At 53.2% G+C, this 18,701-nt stretch carries 13 protein-coding genes and 7 tRNA genes; 5 read left to right on the top strand and 15 right to left on the bottom strand.

Annotated elements, in window-relative coordinates:
* Window positions 1–38 precede the first annotated feature (38 nt).
* The gene (gene ubiF, locus WB371_RS04700; protein ID WP_336218937.1) at window positions 39–1,214 is read left to right on the top strand and encodes a 3-demethoxyubiquinol 3-hydroxylase; all 1,176 of its coding nucleotides are present in this window, start codon (window positions 39–41) and stop codon (window positions 1,212–1,214) included.
* A gap of 106 nt (window positions 1,215–1,320) precedes the next feature.
* On the opposite strand, the gene WB371_RS04695 is transcribed toward ubiF, so the two are convergent.
* The 12 genes from WB371_RS04695 to nagB form a co-directional block, all read right to left on the bottom strand.
* Window positions 1,321–1,395, bottom strand: a tRNA-Gln gene (locus tag WB371_RS04695).
* Between the two features lie 43 nt (window positions 1,396–1,438).
* Window positions 1,439–1,513: transfer RNA gene (locus WB371_RS04690), tRNA-Gln, on the bottom strand.
* Between the two features lie 47 nt (window positions 1,514–1,560).
* A tRNA-Met gene (locus WB371_RS04685) sits at window positions 1,561–1,637 on the bottom strand.
* 15 nt (window positions 1,638–1,652) lie between these two features.
* Window positions 1,653–1,727: transfer RNA gene (locus WB371_RS04680), tRNA-Gln, on the bottom strand.
* A 36-nt stretch (window positions 1,728–1,763) separates the two neighbouring features.
* Window positions 1,764–1,838: transfer RNA gene (locus WB371_RS04675), tRNA-Gln, on the bottom strand.
* A 101-nt stretch (window positions 1,839–1,939) separates the two neighbouring features.
* A tRNA-Leu gene (locus WB371_RS04670) sits at window positions 1,940–2,024 on the bottom strand.
* A gap of 8 nt (window positions 2,025–2,032) precedes the next feature.
* Window positions 2,033–2,109 (bottom strand) — tRNA-Met (locus WB371_RS04665).
* A 224-nt stretch (window positions 2,110–2,333) separates the two neighbouring features.
* Window positions 2,334–3,998, bottom strand: coding sequence for an asparagine synthase B (asnB, locus tag WB371_RS04660; RefSeq protein ID WP_336218936.1), 1,665 nt, complete (start codon window positions 3,996–3,998; stop codon window positions 2,334–2,336).
* A 254-nt stretch (window positions 3,999–4,252) separates the two neighbouring features.
* A complete protein-coding gene (nagD, locus tag WB371_RS04655; protein ID WP_042320681.1) occupies window positions 4,253–5,005 on the bottom strand; it encodes a ribonucleotide monophosphatase NagD in 753 nt (250 codons plus the stop codon).
* A 46-nt stretch (window positions 5,006–5,051) separates the two neighbouring features.
* Complete coding sequence (gene nagC / locus WB371_RS04650; protein WP_336218935.1) at window positions 5,052–6,272, bottom strand: DNA-binding transcriptional regulator NagC; 1,221 nt, start codon at window positions 6,270–6,272, stop codon at window positions 5,052–5,054.
* Window positions 6,273–6,280: 8 nt separating this feature from the next.
* On the bottom strand, window positions 6,281–7,429 hold the full coding sequence (nagA, locus tag WB371_RS04645; RefSeq protein ID WP_336218934.1) for an N-acetylglucosamine-6-phosphate deacetylase: 1,149 nt from the start codon (window positions 7,427–7,429) through the stop codon (window positions 6,281–6,283).
* A gap of 59 nt (window positions 7,430–7,488) precedes the next feature.
* Window positions 7,489–8,289 carry a glucosamine-6-phosphate deaminase gene (gene nagB / locus WB371_RS04640; RefSeq protein WP_042320678.1) on the bottom strand — a complete coding sequence of 267 codons (801 nt, stop codon included), beginning with the start codon at window positions 8,287–8,289 and terminating at the stop codon, window positions 7,489–7,491.
* Between the two features lie 326 nt (window positions 8,290–8,615).
* Between nagB and nagE the strand changes: the two genes are divergently transcribed.
* From nagE to chiQ, 4 genes are all read left to right on the top strand, one after another.
* Window positions 8,616–10,640 (top strand): N-acetylglucosamine-specific PTS transporter subunit IIBC, encoded by a 2,025-nt coding sequence (gene nagE / locus WB371_RS04635; RefSeq protein WP_336218933.1) that lies wholly within the window; start codon window positions 8,616–8,618, stop codon window positions 10,638–10,640.
* Between the two features lie 158 nt (window positions 10,641–10,798).
* Window positions 10,799–12,466, top strand: a complete 1,668-nt coding sequence (glnS, locus tag WB371_RS04630; protein ID WP_336218932.1) for a glutamine--tRNA ligase — start codon at window positions 10,799–10,801, stop codon at window positions 12,464–12,466.
* A 440-nt stretch (window positions 12,467–12,906) separates the two neighbouring features.
* Window positions 12,907–14,313, top strand: coding sequence for a chitoporin ChiP (chiP, locus tag WB371_RS04625; RefSeq protein ID WP_336218931.1), 1,407 nt, complete (start codon window positions 12,907–12,909; stop codon window positions 14,311–14,313).
* Window positions 14,314–14,362: 49 nt separating this feature from the next.
* Window positions 14,363–14,695, top strand: coding sequence for a ChiQ/YbfN family lipoprotein (gene chiQ / locus WB371_RS04620; RefSeq protein ID WP_336218930.1), 333 nt, complete (start codon window positions 14,363–14,365; stop codon window positions 14,693–14,695).
* A 51-nt stretch (window positions 14,696–14,746) separates the two neighbouring features.
* Here the strand turns inward: chiQ and WB371_RS04615 are convergent, their stop codons facing one another.
* From WB371_RS04615 to tcuA, 3 genes are read right to left on the bottom strand one after another with little or no spacing between them, the layout of a single operon-like run.
* Window positions 14,747–16,042 (bottom strand): MFS transporter, encoded by a 1,296-nt coding sequence (locus tag WB371_RS04615; protein WP_336218929.1) that lies wholly within the window; start codon window positions 16,040–16,042, stop codon window positions 14,747–14,749.
* 53 nt (window positions 16,043–16,095) lie between these two features.
* Window positions 16,096–17,235 carry a tricarballylate utilization 4Fe-4S protein TcuB gene (gene tcuB, locus WB371_RS04610; protein WP_336218928.1) on the bottom strand — a complete coding sequence of 380 codons (1,140 nt, stop codon included), beginning with the start codon at window positions 17,233–17,235 and terminating at the stop codon, window positions 16,096–16,098.
* Window positions 17,222–18,625 (bottom strand): FAD-dependent tricarballylate dehydrogenase TcuA, encoded by a 1,404-nt coding sequence (tcuA, locus tag WB371_RS04605; protein ID WP_336218927.1) that lies wholly within the window; start codon window positions 18,623–18,625, stop codon window positions 17,222–17,224. Before tcuA ends, tcuB begins: the two co-directional genes overlap by 14 nt.
* Window positions 18,626–18,701 lie beyond the last annotated feature (76 nt).

Below are 18,701 nucleotides of genomic sequence, written 5' to 3'. Positions count from 1 at the left end.
TGTAAACTTACGCAATACATGCAACAGGATGATTGACCATGACAAATCAACCAACGGAAATTGCCATTGTCGGCGGGGGGATGGTCGGCGGCGCGCTGGCGCTGGGACTGGCACAACATGGATTTACGGTCACGGTGATCGAACACGCCTTACCTGCGCCGTTTGTCGCGGACAGCCAGCCCGATGTGCGTATTTCGGCGATCAGCGCCGCCTCTGTTTCTCTTCTGAAAGGCCTGGGCGTGTGGGATGTCGTGCAGGGAATGCGCAGCCATCCCTATCGTCGGCTGGAAACCTGGGAGTGGGAAAACGCGCATGTGGTGTTCGATGCCACGGAACTTAAGCTCCCGCTGCTCGGTTATATGGTTGAGAACAACGTTTTGCAACTGGCGCTCTGGCAGGCGCTGGAGGCGCATCCGAAAGTGACACTGCGCGTTCCTGCGTCGTTGATAGCGCTGCACCGACTGAACGATTGCCATGAGCTGGAGCTGGCGGGCGGTGAACGGATCAGCGCAAAACTGGTGATCGGTGCGGATGGTGCCAGTTCGCAGGTACGCCAGATGGCCGGCATTGGCATTCACGCCTGGCAATATGCGCAATCTTGTATGCTGATAACCGTTCAGTGTGAAAACGATCCGGGGGACAGTACCTGGCAGCAGTTTACGCCGGACGGCCCGCGCGCCTTTCTGCCGCTGTTTGACCACTGGGCGTCGCTGGTGTGGTACGACTCACCGGCGCGTATTCGCCAGTTGCAGGCGCTCAGCATGCCTCAGCTTCAGGATGAGATCGCAAAGCATTTTCCGGCGCGTACCGGAAAGGTAACGCCCGTTGCAGCAGGCGCGTTCCCACTGATGCGCCGCCACGCGTTGCAATATGTGCAGCCCGGACTAGCGCTGGTGGGCGACGCGGCGCATACCATCCACCCACTGGCCGGGCAGGGGGTAAATCTGGGGTATCGCGATGTGGATGCGCTGATTGATGTCCTGGTGAGCGCCCGTAGCTATGGCGAGTCCTGGGTGAGCCAGCCGGTGCTTAAACGTTACCAGACCCGTCGCATGGCGGATAACTTCATTATGCAAAGCGGGATGGATCTGTTCTACGCCGGATTCAGCAATGACCTGCAGCCGTTGCGGATTATCCGTAACCTCGGGCTGATGGCGGCAGAGCGCGCAGGCGTGTTGAAACGCCAGGCGCTGAAATATGCGTTAGGGTTGTAATTTTTGATGCTTTATCAGGTCTACGATCGCAGGCCTGATAAGCGCAGCGCCATCAGGCAATGTGATGCAAAAAAACAAAAAGCTCGCCGAAGCGAGCTTTTTTATGTGGCTGGGGTACGAGGATTCGAACCTCGGAATGCCGGAATCAGAATCCGGTGCCTTACCGCTTGGCGATACCCCAGTAGTTGACCTTCTTGCGTTCACAAGCTGAACGTCTTTGAATGTGGCTGGGGTACGAGGATTCGAACCTCGGAATGCCGGAATCAGAATCCGGTGCCTTACCGCTTGGCGATACCCCAACAAATTGTCTTCGGCGCTGTCGAAATCAATCAACACACTTTAAATATGGTGGCTACGACGGGATTCGAACCTGTGACCCCATCATTATGAGTGATGTGCTCTAACCAACTGAGCTACGTAGCCAGATAATTTCTTCGATGGCTGGGGTACCTGGATTCGAACCAGGGAATGCCGGTATCAAAAACCGGTGCCTTACCGCTTGGCGATACCCCAATGACCGTCGCGGAGAACCGCAAACTCGAAGAAATGTGGCTGGGGTACCTGGATTCGAACCAGGGAATGCCGGTATCAAAAACCGGTGCCTTACCGCTTGGCGATACCCCAACAAAATTTCCGAATGGAGAACTTCAGGCTCGTTCGTTATTAGCCGTGGAGGCTAACTTACAACCTGGAGATACCTCATCCGTGCAACGCTTTTATGGGAATGGTGCGGGAGGCGAGACTTGAACTCGCACACCTTGCGGCGCCAGAACCTAAATCTGGTGCGTCTACCAATTTCGCCACTCCCGCAAAAAAGATGGTGGCTACGACGGGATTCGAACCTGTGACCCCATCATTATGAGTGATGTGCTCTAACCAACTGAGCTACGTAGCCCTCTTTTTTCGCGCGTTACCTTATCGGCGTTGCGGGGCGCATTATGCGTATTGAGCCTTGAAGCGTCAACCTCTTTTTCATCGAAAACAGCCGGAATGTGACTGTTTGGTTAGGTTGCGAACAGCGTGACGCAGAAATCGGCAATTATTGGTTATTAATCACTTTCTGAACTGTTTTTCAGCATCAAAAAAGGGCCCCGAAGGACCCTTTTATTGCCGCTCAACTTACTGATAAGCGGACTGATGAACACCCACCGCGCGACCTGATGGATCGTTCATGGTTTTGAACGCTTCGTCCCATTCGATCGCTTTGGCTGAAGAACAGGCGACGGACGGACCACCCGGCACACACTCCGCAGCGCTCGGCAACGGGAACAACTCTTCGAAAATCTCGCGATACAGGTACGCTTCTTTAGAAGACGGCGTGTTATACGGGAAGCGGAAGCGGGCGGTTTCCAGTTGCTGGTCGGAAATTTGTTCGGCCGCCACTTCTTTCAGCGTATCAATCCAGCTATAGCCCACCCCATCAGAGAACTGCTCTTTCTGGCGCCACGCCACGCTGGCTGGCAAATAGGATTCAAAACATTCACGAAGAATATGCTTTTCCATCTTGCCATTGCCGCACATTTTGTCTTCCGGGTTGATGCGCATTGCCACATCGAGGAATTTTTTATCCAGGAACGGGACGCGCGCTTCCACACCCCAGGCCGACATGGCTTTGTTTGCGCGAGCGCAGTCAAACATATGCAAGGCCTGTAACTTGCGGACGGTTTCTTCGTGCAGCTCTTTCGCGTTCGGCGCTTTATGGAAATAGAGATACCCGCCAAACACTTCGTCAGACCCTTCGCCTGAGAGGACCATTTTGATCCCCATCGCTTTGATCTTACGCGACATTAAGTACATCGGCGTCGAGGCGCGAATGGTGGTCACATCATAAGTTTCAATGTGATAAATCACATCACGGATCGCATCCAGCCCTTCCTGCACCGTAAAGTGAATTTCATGGTGTACTGTTCCCAGGTGGTTTGCCACTTCCTGCGCGGCTTTCAGGTCAGGAGAGCCTTCCAGACCTACTGCGAAAGAGTGGAGTTGCGGCCACCAGGCTTCAGAACGCTCATCATCTTCCACGCGACGGGCGGCGAATTTCTTGGTGATTGCGGAGATCACGGAGGAGTCCAGACCGCCGGAAAGCAGCACGCCATAAGGCACGTCTGACATCAGGTGACTTTTTACGGAATCTTCCAGCGCCTGACGCAATGCGTTTTTGTCGGTCACATTATCTTTAACCGCGTCGAAATCGAACCAGTCACGCTGATAATACTGACGGATCTCGCCGTCTTTGCTCCACAGATAGCTCCCCGCCGGGAACTCTTTAATGGTGCGACAAACCGGCACCAGCGCTTTCATTTCGGAAGCCACATACAGGTTACCGAACTCGTCATAACCCATATACAGCGGGATTATCCCGATGTGATCGCGGCCAATCAGGTAAGCATCCTGCTCGCTGTCGTACAGGGCGAAGGCGAACATGCCTTGAAGATCATCGAGAAATTCAGCCCCTTTTTCCTGATACAGCGCGAGGATAACTTCGCAATCGGAACCGGTCTGGAAAGCATAGCGATCGCCGTATTCTGCGCGCAGCGCCTGATGGTTGTAGATTTCACCGTTAACCGCCAGCACGTGAGTTTTCTTTTCGTTATACAGTGGCTGAGCGCCAGCGTTGACGTCGACAATCGACAGACGTTCATGGGCAAGAATGGCCTTATCGCAGGCATAGATGCCGGACCAGTCCGGGCCGCGATGGCGCATCAGGCGTGACAGCTCGAGTGCTTTTTTACGCAGTTCACCTGCATCAGATTTAATATCGAATACGCCGAAAATTGAACACATAACCTTCTCCGTTAACCTGTTGCGTAATGCTTTTTGTGTTTGCTTGCTTAAGAAAATGCCGCAAAGAAAAAGAGGGTGCAAGAGCTTTGCCGTCTGAAAAAGAAAAAACGCAACGCTGATTGCATAATGGTGAAAAAAGAACATGTAATGAACACATTCATTAATGAATCGTCAAAAAAATGGCGTTTTTATTGATTGGCTTTGTTTTTGTGGCGGAGAAACATGAAAAACCACGTCCTGGGACGTGGTCTGTTTTAAATAACGTCGATCTCTGCGACAGAAGGGTAAATCCAGCTTGGGCGGAACGGCATACTGTCGATATCATCCAGCGTCGAGACCCCGGAGAGCACCAGGATCGTCTCCAGCCCTGCCTGGAATCCGGCCAGAATATCGGTACGCAGATTGTCGCCTACAATCACCGTCTCTTCTGAGTGCGCCTGCATTTTGTTCAGCGCCGCGCGGATAATCCACGGACTCGGTTTGCCCACGTAGAACGGCTTGCGGCCAGAGATTTTCTCGATACCTGCGCAAAGCGCACCACAGGCCGGATAAAAACCGCGACCGTGGGTATCCGGGTTGGTGGCGATAAAACGTGCGCCGTTTGCCACAAAATAAGCCGCTTTATGCATCATGTCCCAGTTATAGGAGCGGGTCTCACCGACGATCACAAAGTCCGGATTCACGTCAGTAATGGTGAATCCAGCCTTATACAGTTCGTGGATCAGCGCGCCTTCACCTACTACATAGGCCTTTTTGCCTTCCTGACGACGCAGGAAATCGGCGGTCGCCATCGCCGAGGTATAAAACACGCTGTCTGGCACATTAACGCCAGCCGTCGCAAAACGGTTCGCCAGATCCTGACCGGTCTGTGACGGGTAATTGGTCAGCAGCACCAGCGGCAGGCCTTTTTCCATTACACCAGTCAGAAACTCCGCCGCGCCAGGTACGGCGACATTGTCGTGCATCAGCACGCCGTCGATATCACAAATGACATTCTTGATGGTCATGAACTACCCAGGAAATGTGTTAATAATCCGATACTATAAGAGCGCATCAGTTTTCCAGCAAATGCTGGAGCAAAATGCCGTTGAGCATGGCACGCTTCACCAGCGCAAATGCGCCAATCGCCGAGCGGTGGTCCAGCGTGGAACGCACCACTGGCAAATTCTTGCGAAATGCCTTCAACGCCTGCGTATTAATGCAGCTTTCAATGGCGGGTAACAGCACTTTATCCGCTTCGGTTATCTCACCCGCGATGACGATTTTTTGCGGATTAAACAGGTTAATGGCGATGGCAATGGTTTTACCCAGATGACGCCCTACGTGTTCGATAACTTCAGACGCCAGACTGTCACCTTTATTGGCCGCTTTGCAAATCGTTTTAATCGTGCAGTCGTCCTGCGGCACGCGGCTCTGGTAACCCTGCTTCAGCAGATTGAGGACACGTTGTTCAATGGCTGCATTCGCGGCGATGGTTTCCAGACAGCCGAAGTTGCCGCAATGACAGCGTTCGCCCAGCGGTTCAACCTGGATATGACCGATTTCGCCAACGTTACCGTTACGGCCAATAAAAATGCGTCCGTTAGAGATGATCCCGGCGCCTGTCCCCCGGTGTACACGCACCAGAATGGAGTCTTCACAATCCTGACTTGCACCGAAGTAGTGCTCTGCCAGTGCCAGACTCCGAATGTCGTGGCCGACGAAACAGGTGACGCGGAATTTTTTCTCCAGCGCTTCAACAAGGCCCCAGTTTTCTACCTGAATATGCGGCATGTAGTGAATCATGCCGCTTTCCGGATCGACAAGACCTGGCAGGATCACAGAGATCGCGATTAACTCGCGGATCTTACGCTGATTGCTGTCGATAAAGGTCGTAATGGCGTTCAGCAGCGCGTGCTCCAGCGTTTCCTGGGTACGCTCCGGTAAAGGGTAGTGCTCTTCAGCCAGCACTTTACTGCTCAGATCAAACAAGGTGATCGTCGCGTCATGACGGCCAAGACGCACGCCAATAGCGTGAAAATTGCGGGTTTCGGTGACGATAGAAATGGCGCGGCGGCCCCCAGTGGAGGCCTGTTGATCAACTTCTTTGATCAGTCCGCGTTCAATTAACTGACGCGTAATTTTCGTTACGCTGGCGGGAGCAAGCTGGCTTTGTTCGGCAATCTGAATCCGCGAGATAGGCCCGTGCTGGTCAATCAGGCGGTAAACGGCCGCGCTGTTAAGCTGTTTTACGAGATCAACATTACCTATTTGAGCTTGTCCGCCTGGTGTCATACGTTCTCTTACTCAGTAACGACCTCGTTGCCATTAACGATGGTCTTGATGATTTTAAAATCGTGTGTAAAAGCGGTCAGGTTAGCCACTTTCCCTGCCGCGATGCTGCCAAGGTGTTTCTCAACACCGATGGCACGCGCAGGGTAGAGCGTTGCCATGCGCAGCACTTCATCCAGCGCAATGCCGCAATGTTCAACCAGGTTACGCACGCCTTCGATCATGGTTAATGATGAACCGCTCAGCGTACCGTTCTCATCCACACAAAGTCCATTGCGGTAGTATATTGTTTTACCAGCAAAAATGAACTGTTCAATATTTGCACCTGCCGGAGCCGTTGCATCTGTCACGAGGCAAAGCTTGTCACCTTTCAGGCGCTTGGCATTGCGGATGTTGGCATAATCAACGTGCAGACCGTCTGCAATAACGCCGCAATAAATGTCGGCTTCATCCAGAATGGCTCCCGCCAGACCCGGTTCGCGTCCGGTAATGTACGGCATGGCATTGTACAGGTGGGTGGCAAACGTAATACCTGCCCGGAAGCCCGCTTTGGCTTCTTTCAGCGTGGCGTTTGAGTGACCCGCAGAGACGACGATACCCGCCTGCGCCAGCTTGCGAATCACTTCGGCAGGCACCATTTCCGGCGCTAAGGTGACCTTGGTAATCACGTCGGCATTATCGCACAGGAAATCGACCAGCGCAGCGTCAGGCTGACGGACAAAACTCGGGTTATGCGTTCCTTTTTTGACCAGGTTCAGCCACGGACCTTCCAGATGCAGCCCGAGCGCCTGGTTCGGATGTTTCGCGAGGTATTCGCGCATCACGCGAACGCCTTGCTTCATCAGATCGTCGCTGGTGGTGATCAGCGTTGGCAGGTAATTGGTGCAGCCGGATTTCTCATTGGCTTTCTGCATGATCTCCAGCGTTTCAACGGTAACGGCTTCCGCCGTATCGTTAAACTGCACGCCGCCGCAGCCATTGAGCTGGACATCGATGAAACCGGGGGAAAGAATGGCCCCGTTCACTGAACGTTGTTCGATCTCTGGCGGCAGTTCTGCCACTGGACAAACGCTGTCAATCAGGCCATTAGCGACAACAATCGCATGGTCATCAAGAATTTCGTGGCCGGTAAAGATCCGGCCCTGGGTTAAAGCATACATTCCGACCCCCGATTTCAAAAAAATGCCGCCCTGAACGCAGAGGCAGGGCGGAGACTACATTACAGACCTTTGATATTTTCGGCTTCTAACTCGTTGAAATATTTCAGCGTCTTAACTTTCAGTTCCATCGTGGACGGCTCATCGCACACCACAACCGCTTTCGGATGCAGTTGCAGACAGCTGATGGTCCACATATGGTTCACATTACCCTCAACCGCCGCCTGCAGCGCCTGCGCTTTCTGATGACCCAGCACCAGAATCATCACTTCTTCGGCATCCAGCAGGGTACCTACGCCAACGGTCAGGGCATATTTCGGCACCTGATCCACGTCGCCGTCAAAGAAACGGGAGTTTGCCACACGGGTATCATGCGTCAGGGTTTTGATACGGGTACGGGATGCCAGCGAAGAGGCCGGTTCGTTGAATGCGATATGGCCGTCGTTACCCACACCGCCCATAAACAGGTGGATTTTGCCGTATGAACGGATTTTTTCTTCGTACTGGCGGCATTCGGCGTCGATATCTGGCGCGTTGCCGTTGAGCAGGTTGATATTTTCTGCTGGAATATCAACGTGGTCAAAGAAATTGCGGTGCATAAAGCTATGGTAGCTTTCCGGGTGTTCTTTTGGCAGACCGACATATTCGTCCATATTGAACGTCACAACATGTTTGAAGCTAACCTGGCCCGCTTTGTGCATTTCGACTAAGGCTTTATACGCGGTCAGTGGCGTCCCGCCTGTCGGTAACCCCAGAACAAACGGGCGATCGGCTGTCGGTTTGAACGCGTTGATACGGTTAACGATATGGCGTGCAGCCCATTTGCCGACCTGTTCAGCGGAAGTCAGTGGGATCAGTCTCATTCTTCACCTCAGAAAGTAAATGTAAGCCATTGGCGGATTGCACGTCGGTGCATTCTAAAGCGTAACCTGGTATGCCGCAGTGGGGACAATCCGTCTTGATTTTTTGAATGATAAAATAAGTTTTCACAGTTAGCCAGTAAAAGGGAGTGATGATAACGATATTTGGTGACTAAACTCACAAAAAACACGCTTTTAATTTGCGATACGAATTAAATTTTTACACACTCAGAATGCCAGTAAAGCAACAACTGAATTTCTATAAGTTAGTGACAAAATAAAAACACAGCTTAAAGCGAGCCTTAACGGGGTCTCAAAGGGGGAAGAAAGTGAGTATTCTAGGTTATCTGCAAAAGGTAGGCCGTGCGCTAATGGTGCCGGTCGCCACGCTGCCGGCGGCGGCGATATTGATGGGGGTCGGTTACTGGATCGACCCGGTTGGCTGGGGTGGAGATAACGCGCTCGCGGCGTTCTTCATTAAATCCGGCTCCGCTATTATCGATAACATGTCCGTGCTGTTTGCTATCGGTGTAGCGTATGGCATGTCTAAAGATAAAGATGGCGCAGCGGCGCTGACTGGTTTTGTGGGCTTCCTTGTGTTGACCACACTCTGTTCTCCGGCTGCGGTTGCAATGATTCAGAAGATCCCGGCCGATCAGGTTCCTGCTGCATTTGGCAAGATCAGCAACCAGTTCGTGGGTATTCTGGTCGGTATTATCTCTGCTGAGCTGTATAACCGCTTTAGCAGCGTTGAGCTGCCGAAAGCACTTTCCTTCTTCAGTGGGCGCCGTTTGGTTCCGATCCTCACCTCTTTTGTGATGATCGTCGTGGCGTTTATCATGATGTACATCTGGCCGATGATTTTCGATGGCCTGGTAAACTTCGGTGAACACATCCAGAAACTGGGCTCAGCCGGTGCGGGTATTTATGCCTTCTTCAACCGTCTGCTGATTCCGGTAGGTCTGCATCACGCGCTGAACTCCGTATTCTGGTTTGACGTTGCGGGTATCAACGATATTCCTAACTTCCTCGGCGGTGCTCAGTCTATCGAAGCGGGTAAAGCAACGGTTGGGATCACCGGTCGCTATCAGGCGGGCTTCTTCCCGATCATGATGTTTGGTTTGCCGGGTGCGGCGCTGGCTATCTACCACTGCGCGCGTCCTGAGAACAAGGCGAAAGTGCTGGGTATTATGATGGCCGGTGCGTTTGCTGCCTTCTTCACCGGTATCACTGAACCGCTGGAATTCTCCTTCATGTTCGTTGCGCCGGTGCTGTATGTCATCCACGCTATTTTGACCGGTATCTCCGTTTTCATCGCGGCGAGTATGCACTGGATTGCCGGCTTCGGCTTTAGTGCGGGTCTGGTGGATATGGTGCTCTCTTCCCGTAACCCGCTGGCGACGCAGTGGTGGATGCTGATCCCTCAGGGTCTGGTGTTCTTTGTTATCTATTACGTTGTGTTCCGTTTCGTCATCACTAAATTCAACCTGATGACGCCGGGTCGCGAACTGGCAGTGGCCGGTAGCGAAGCGGATGGTCAGGACGTCAATGTGAGCAACGGTAATGAGCAGGACGTTTCCGCGCTGGCGCGTCAGTACATCGCGGCAATCGGTGGTTCCGACAACCTTACCGGTATCGATGCCTGCATCACCCGTTTGCGCTTGAACGTAAAAGACTCTTCTCTGGTGAACGAAGCGCTGGCGAAACGCCTGGGCGCGTCTGGCGTGATTCGTCTGAACAAGACCAGCGTACAGATCATTGTAGGCTTTGTGGCTGAGAAAATTGCTAACGCGATGAAGACAACAGGTCCGGTCGCTGCGGCAGAAGCGTCTGCTGCTCCTGTTGCACAACCGGCCGCCAAACCGCAGGCAGTACCGAATGCGGTGACCATCGCTGAGCTGGTTTCGCCAGTGACCGGTGACGTTGTTGCGCTGGATCAGGTGCCTGATGAAGCCTTCGCCAGCAAAGCCGTTGGTGATGGCGTTGCGGTAAAACCGACGGATAAAACCGTTGTTTCTCCGGCAGCCGGTACCATCGTGAAAATCTTCAACACCAACCATGCGTTCTGCCTGGAAACCGAGAAAGGTGCAGAAATCGTCGTTCACATGGGTATTGATACTGTTGCGCTGAACGGTCAGGGCTTCACGCGTCTGGTGGAAGAGGGCGCAGAAGTGGCCGCAGGTCAGCCGATTCTGGAAATGGATCTGGACTACCTGAACGCGAATGCGCGCTCGATGATTAGCCCGGTTGTTTGCAGCAACATCGACGACTTCAGCGGTCTGGTTGTTAAAGCTGAAGGTCATGTGGTTGCTGGTCAAACGCCGCTGTATGAGATTAAAGGCCAGGCCAGATAAGGCGTAAGCCGCCATCTGGCACTATGAAGCGGCGGGGGGAAACCTCCGCCGCTTTTTTTATCGGTAACGCTTTTTCCGTGACATTTAAAGGTTGTCTCTTCGCCCGGCTTATAAGATCATATGCCGTTATACGTTGTTTACGCTTTGAGGAACCTACGATGAGTGAGGCTGAAGCCCGCCCGAGTAATTTTATTCGTCAGATCATCGATGAAGATCTGGCCAGTGGTAAGCACACCACAGTCCATACCCGTTTTCCGCCGGAGCCAAATGGTTATCTGCACATTGGCCACGCGAAATCTATCTGCCTGAACTTTGGTATCGCGCAAGACTACCAGGGGCAGTGCAATCTGCGTTTCGATGACACCAATCCGGTAAAAGAAGATATTGAGTACGTTGACTCGATCAAAAACGACGTAGAGTGGTTAGGTTTTCACTGGACTGGCGACGTTCGCTACTCCTCAGATTACTTTGATCAATTGCATGCCTACGCGGTCGAGCTGATCAACAAAGGACTGGCGTATGTCGATGAACTGACGCCGGAACAGATCCGTGAATACCGTGGCACGCTCACGCAACCAGGTAAAAACAGCCCATTCCGCGATCGCAGCGTTGAGGAGAACCTCGCACTGTTCGAGAAAATGCGTACCGGCGGCTTCGAAGAAGGTAAGGCCTGTCTGCGCGCGAAGATCGACATGGCATCACCGTTTATCGTGATGCGCGATCCGGTGTTGTACCGCATTAAATTTGCCGAGCACCATCAGACCGGCAACAAGTGGTGCATCTATCCGATGTACGACTTCACCCACTGCATCAGCGATGCGCTGGAAGGTATTACGCACTCTCTGTGTACGCTGGAGTTCCAGGACAATCGCCGCCTGTACGACTGGGTGCTCGATAATATCACCATTCCGGTTCACCCGCGCCAGTATGAGTTCTCGCGCCTGAATCTGGAATACACGGTGATGTCCAAGCGTAAGCTGAATCTGCTGGTGACCGATAAGCACGTTGAAGGCTGGGACGATCCGCGTATGCCGACCATCTCCGGTCTGCGTCGTCGCGGCTATACCGCGGCGGCAATCCGTGAATTCTGTAAACGCATTGGCGTGACCAAACAGGACAACACCATCGAGATGGCATCGCTGGAATCCTGCATTCGTGAAGATCTCAACGAAAACGCACCACGTGCGATGGCGGTTATCGATCCGGTGAAACTGGTGATTGAGAACTACCCGCAGGGTGAAAGCGAAATGGTCACCATGCCTAACCATCCGAACAAACCGGAAATGGGTACCCGCGAAGTTCCGTTTAGCGGTGAAATCTGGATTGATCGCGCGGACTTCCGTGAAGAAGCGAACAAGCAGTACAAGCGTCTGGTCATGGGCAAAGAAGTACGTCTGCGCAACGCCTACGTGGTGAAAGCAGAACGCGTGGAAAAAGATGCCGAAGGCAACATCACCACTATCTTCTGTACCTATGACGCGGATACCCTGAGCAAAGATCCGGCTGACGGACGTAAAGTGAAGGGCGTTATTCATTGGGTGAGCGCGGCACATGCGCTGCCGGTGGAAATTCGCCTCTACGATCGTCTGTTCAGTGTGCCAAACCCGGGAGCAGCAGAAGATTTTCTCTCTGTGATGAACCCGGAATCGCTGGTGATCAAACAGGGTTTTGCGGAGCCATCTCTGAAAGACACTGTGGCGGGTAAAGCGTACCAGTTTGAGCGCGAAGGTTACTTCTGCCTGGACAGCCGCTATGCCACAGCAGAAAAACGCGTGTTTAACCGCACTGTTGGCCTGCGTGATACCTGGGCAAAAGCCGGCGAATAAACCGCTTTCTGAATACCCCTTCCAAACGCCGCGTCCTGCGGCGTTTTTTTACCGCTTTTGCCGCTGACCGATGTCACTTTGCGTTACGAATTAATTTCTGTCTTAGAAATTAATAATTTCACAAATGTTAATTTGCAAGGAATTGATTTGTAGAATGAGTCATGAGATGAAACCGATTTCATCTTTCTGGAAAACAACGAAATTTTTTATTCTTAGGGCGTTTTTTGAGCGATGAATGAAATGTAACAGAAAGCGATGAAATATGTGCGGTTGCTCATACTCTTACATTCTCGTTACAGAAAGATATTGATAATTCGCGTCGCGAAAAATAGTCTATTCACTGTAGTCAGCGAGGTTTTTCTCAACGCTACTTTTTCATTTTTATTTTTTCGCTGTTTTGCTTTTGGCAACAGCAATTTATACGTCAAAGAGGATTAACTATGCGTACGTTTAGTGGCAAACGTAGTGCGCTGGCGCTGGCTATCGCCGGTATCACAGCAATGTCGGGTCTGGTCGTTGTTCCGCAGGCGCATGCCGAAGGCTTTATTGATGATTCCACATTAACCGGCGGCATCTATTACTGGCAGCGCGAGCGTGACCGTAAAGATGTGACCGACGGCGACAAATATAAAACCAACCTTTCTCATTCAACCTGGAACGCCAATCTGGATTTCCAGTCCGGCTATGCGGCTGATATGTTCGGTCTTGATATTGCGGCATTCACCGCGATAGAAATGGCGGAAAATGGCGACAGTGGCCACCCTAACGAAATTGCCTTCTCGAAAAAGAATAAAGGTTATGACGAAGACTATTCCGGTGATAAGAGTGGCATAAGCCTGTATAAAGCGGCTGCGAAATTCAAATATGGTCCGGCCTGGGCGCGTGCGGGTTATATCCAGCCCACCGGTCAAACGCTGCTGGCACCACACTGGAGCTTTATGCCTGGCACCTATCAGGGGGCCGAAGCGGGGGCGAATTTTGACTACGGCGATGCGGGTGCGCTGAGCTTCTCCTACATGTGGACGAATGAGTACAAAGCGCCGTGGCATACTGACGTCGATAAATTCTATCAGGCCGACAAAAAGACCAAAGTCGATTATCTCCACTCTGTTGGCGCAAAATACGATTTCAAAAATGATCTGGTGCTGGAAGCCGCATTTGGGCAGTCCGAAGGGTATGTCGATCAGTACTTCGCCAAGGCCAGCTACAAATTTGATCTGGCTGGTAACCCATTCACCACCAGCTACCAGTTCTACGGTGCGCGCGACAAGGTTGATGATCGCAGCGTGAACGACATCTATGACGGTACTGCCTGGTTACAGGCATTAACCTTCGGCTACAAGGTGGCGGAAGTGGTTGATCTGCGTCTGGAAGGGACCTGGGTTAAAGCTGACGGTCAGCAGGGGTACTTCCTGCAACGTATGACGCCGACCTATGCGTCATCCAACGGTCGTCTGGATATCTGGTGGGATAACCGTTCAGACTTCAACGCCAACGGCGAAAAAGCGGTCTTCTTTGGCGCGATGTACGATCTGAAGAACTGGGATTTGCCTGGCTGGGCTGTGGGCGCTTCCTATGTATATGCCTGGGACGCGAAGCCGGCAACCTGGCAGAGCAACCCGGATGCGTACTACGACAAAAACCGTACCATCGAAGAGTCCTCATACAGTCTGGACGCCATCTACACCCTGCAGGAAGGTCGTGCCAAAGGCACCATGTTTAAACTGCACTTCACCGAGTATGACAACCACTCCAACATTCCGAGCTGGGGCGGCGGTTACGGCAACATCTTCCAGGATGAGCGTGACGTGAAGTTCATCGTAATTGCACCGTTTACTATTTTCTAATGCCAACATCGGCAGGCGATAAGCCTGCCGCATCGTTGAGGACCGCACTATGAAAAAACTGATACTCATCGTCATAATGGCTTCGGGACTGGTTGCCTGTGCTCCATCATCCGCACCGCAAGAAGACAGCCGCTTGAAAGAGGCGTATAGCGCCTGTATCAATACCGCTGAGGGTTCACCTGAAAAAATCGAAGCCTGTCAGAGTGTGCTGAATGTGTTGAAAAAAGAGAAACAGCATCAACAGTTTGCCAATCAGGAGAGCGTAAGAGTTCTGGATTACCAGCAATGTATTCAGGCGGTACACAGCGGTAATGGCCAGGCTGTGAGCGCTGATTGCGACAAGATTTGGCGGGAAATTAGCCGTAATAATACGGCCAAATAACCGACATTTCAGACAGAAAACAGGCGGAGAGATTTCTCCGCCTGTTTGCATTCAGACCTTACTCTCTGTGGGCTGATAGCCGCGGCTGAGACGTACAAACAACATTGCCGTGGCGGCAAGTCCGCATAGTGCGGCGCACATGAGCCACCATCCCGGCGAACTTTTATCTCCGGTCCACTGGACCAGCGCAGTGGAGATGGCTGGCGTCAGGCCGCCAAAAATTGCGGTGGCGAGACTGAAGGCCAGCGAAAAACCCACGGTACGAACATAAACGGGCATCACTTCGGTGAGTGCGGCAACCATCGCGCCGTTATACATCCCAAAAAAGAACGAGAACCAAAGGAGCACCAGCGTCATGCGGGCGAAATCCGGCGCGGCGGTAAGCCAGTTCATCACCGGCCAGGTTGTGAGCAGCGCCAGCACAGTAATGCCCATCAGCACCGGCCGACGCCCGATGCGGTCAGAAATCGCGCCGCCAATCGGCAGCCAGATAAAGTTAGAAATTCCCACCAGCATAGTGACTACCAGGCTGTCACGCGCGCTCAGATTCAGCACGGCTCTTCCGTAAGTCGGGGTATAGACGGTAATAAAGTAAAACGTCGTCGTGGTCATTGCCACCAGCAGGGTGCCCGCAGTAATGATGCGCCAGTTTTTGGCGATGGTGGCAAAAATTTCCCGGGTGTCCGGGCGGTGCTTACGTTGCAAAAAGGCTTCGGTTTCCTGCAACGTACGACGAAGAACAAAAATCAGCGGAATAATCATACAGCCGATAAAAAACGGGATCCGCCAGCCCCATTCTGAGATTTCATCGTGCCCGAGCGTCGCATTCAGGGTGTAACCAATCAGCGCGGCGAAGACAATCGCCACCTGCTGGCTGGCAGACTGCCAACTGGTGTAAAAACCTTTGTTGCCAGGTGTGGCGATCTCAGACAGATAAACTGACACGCCACCCAGTTCGACGCCCGCAGAGAAGCCCTGAAGCAATCGTCCCAGCAGCACCAGCACAGGGGCGAGTACACCGATTGTCTGATAACCGGGAACAAGGGCTATCAGCAACGTGCCGCAGCCCATAATCGCCAGCGTGACCATCAGTCCTTTTCGCCGACCAATCCTGTCGATATAAGCTCCCAGCACTACTGCTCCGATGGGACGCATTAAAAAACCCGAACCAAAAACGGCGAAGGTGAGCATGAGCGCGGCAAACTCACTTTCGGCGGGAAAAAACGTCTTTGCGATATAGGTTGCGTAGAAGCCAAACAGAAAAAAGTCGAACTGTTCGAGAAAATTACCGCTGGTTACACGCAGTATTGCGCCAAACGTGCCAACGCGTGAGGGTTGTTGTGTCATTGAGGTTGCTCCACTGTCTTATCATAATATTTATAGAGGTAAGATGTAGCGGGTCAGTCGCCTGCGACCCCCGCCTGTTTTCCACGTCGCTTCTCAATCGCCCATTTGAGTAACGATGCGCAGCGGTAAAAACCGTGGGCGAATTTTCCGTATGGAATAGTCAAAAAAAGCGCCATGACTACGCCAAGATGGATGGCAAGCAGGACTCCCATCCACGAGGTATCTCTTCCTGCCAGCAGGCCTAAACCGGTCAGGCTGGTCAGGAGCAGCAGCAAAATAAAGCCGCGATCCATCGGTTTCTGTCGTGCGTCGCCATGCAGCGGCGAGCGTTTAAGGTTCAACCACAGCAAGCCCGCCGGGCCAATGACTAAACCGATTCCGCCGAGCGTGCCCAGCATGACCGGCACGCTGAAGAACGGGTAAGGCGCTTCCCATCCGGCGAAATAGTGATAGCCCGTCGCCACCACCGTGGCGGCGAAGCAGAGCATAAAGCCGTAGAAGGTGAAGTGATGGAAGCGACGGCGCATCAGCGTGAAAGCGTCATCAGCTTCGTTGCAGCCTTTGCCATGTCCCCCGTCGAGGTATTTCAGCGTCAGCGCACTGTGTGAGGCTTCGGCAATTTCAGCCGGATGCGGGTTGACGGGAGATATCTCTCGCCAGAAGCGAACCACGCCCGCCATCAGTAACCCCATTGCCAGAATGAAAACTGAGCCAAACATCCATGCCAGCAGGTTGTGGGGGACGATTTGGTAGAAATCACCGGCCAGCGGCGGGTGGAGCAGTGATCCTTTCAACCCCATTGCGAGGAGTAAAAAGAGGATCAGACCGAAAACCAGCGCCAGCGCGACGGTGATACCCGCCCGGCGATACAGCGCGCCAAACGCTGCGGGCAGGGCGTAGTGCTGATAGCTTTCCAGACGCACTTCCGCCATCGCTTTCGGGACATTGATAGCAAATTCATGCGGTGGGGCATACTGGCAGGCATGCAGGCAGGCACCACAGTTGTGACACAGGTTCGCCAGATAGTTAATGTCGGCTTTGCCGAACTCCAGTCGATGCGTCATCGCCGGGAACACCGCACAAAACCCTTCGCAATAACGACAGGCGTTGCAAACCTGCATCACCCGTTCAACTTCGGCCTCCGGTTCAGTAAGAATTTTTGCCTCGATAATCAATTTTTCAAGCTGCTTCATGACGCGCCTCCTTACCTGCTGCCTGCGCGGCTTCTTTACCGGCGATCCGACCAAACGTGGTGCCGATGGACATGCCGACACCGGCGGTATATCCCTTGCCCAGCACGTTGCCTGCCATCATCTCTCCGGCGACAAACAGATTGCGGCTGGGGTTGCCGCCAAAATGGACGGCGGCGTGTTCATTTACTTTCAGCCCCAGATAGGTAAAGGTTATCCCCGGGCGCAGGGCGTAGCCGTAATAGGGGGGCGTATCGATGGGGCGTGCCCAGTGGGTTTTCGGCGGCGTCAGGCCCTGCGTAGAACAGTTGTCCAGCGTGGTGTGATCAAACTGACCTGGCTGACAGGCCTGGTTGTAGCGCTCCACGGTTTCGGTAAAACGTCCGGGATCCAGCCCCAACTGGCGGGCCAGTTCGCCCAGCGTGTTGGCTTGCGCGCCCGGAAAAACGGGGGGCATAAAGTGACCGATAGCTTTGCTGTCGATAATGGAATAGCCAATCTGGCCCGGCTGGTGGGCGACCAGACGCCCCCAGATGGCATAGCGCTTGGGCCAGAAATCTTCACCTTCATCATAAAAGCGTTCCGCGTCCCGGTTGACCACCACGCCGAGAGAGACGCAATCCACACGGGTGCAGATGCCACCGTCATACAGCGGGGCGCGGGCATCAATGGCGACGCAGTGCGACTGAGAAGGATCGCCGATGATGTCAGCCCCGGCCTCGATCATGAATTTAAGCAAGACGCCCTGATTAAAGCGGGTGCCACGAATGAGAAAATTATCGGCAGGCCATTCTCCACGTGCGTTTTCTCCCCAGGCTTCGCGCAGCCATTCGCGGTTGGATTCAAACCCGCCGGCGGCGAGCACGCAGGTTCTGGCTTCAATACGTTCGTTACCCGCCAGCGCCGCGACAAACTCGCCATTTTGCAATTCAAGGGCCTGCACTGGCGTGTTATAGCGAATCTGTACGCCCAGTTTTTCTGCGCTACGGTAATAGGCATTCACGAGGGCTTTGCCGCCGCCCATAAAAAAAGCGTTGGTCCGCGCCACGTGCAGCGCGCCCGAGAGCGGAGGCTGAAAGTTTACGCCGTGCCGACGCATCCAGTCCCGGCATTGCGAAGAGGTACGGATCACCAGGCGTGCCAGTGCTTCATCGGTATTTCCCTCGGTCACACGCCAGAGATCCTGCCAGAATTCCTCTTCGGGATAGCTCTCGACCAGCACATCCTGGGGGGCATCGTGCATACAGCGTAAATTGCGCGTGTGCTGAGAGTTACCGCCGCGCCATTCCCGGGGCGCAGCCTCCAACAGCAGCACGGAAGCGCCTGCCTCGCGGGCGGTTAAGGCGGCACATAGTGCGGCATTGCCGCCGCCAATCACCAGTACATCAAGCATGTATACTCCCTTACCATTTAACTATTTGTTAAATTTGTAATTGAAATGTATACGCGCGGGTTGTCCTGGCGCTATG

It is taken from the genome of Citrobacter amalonaticus, from assembly GCF_037053465.1.
GTDB classification, from domain to species: Bacteria; Pseudomonadota; Gammaproteobacteria; order Enterobacterales; family Enterobacteriaceae; genus Citrobacter_A; species Citrobacter_A amalonaticus_H.
The sequence above is the reverse complement of the archived record's forward strand: the minus strand, read 5'-3'. Positions and strand labels throughout refer to the sequence as shown.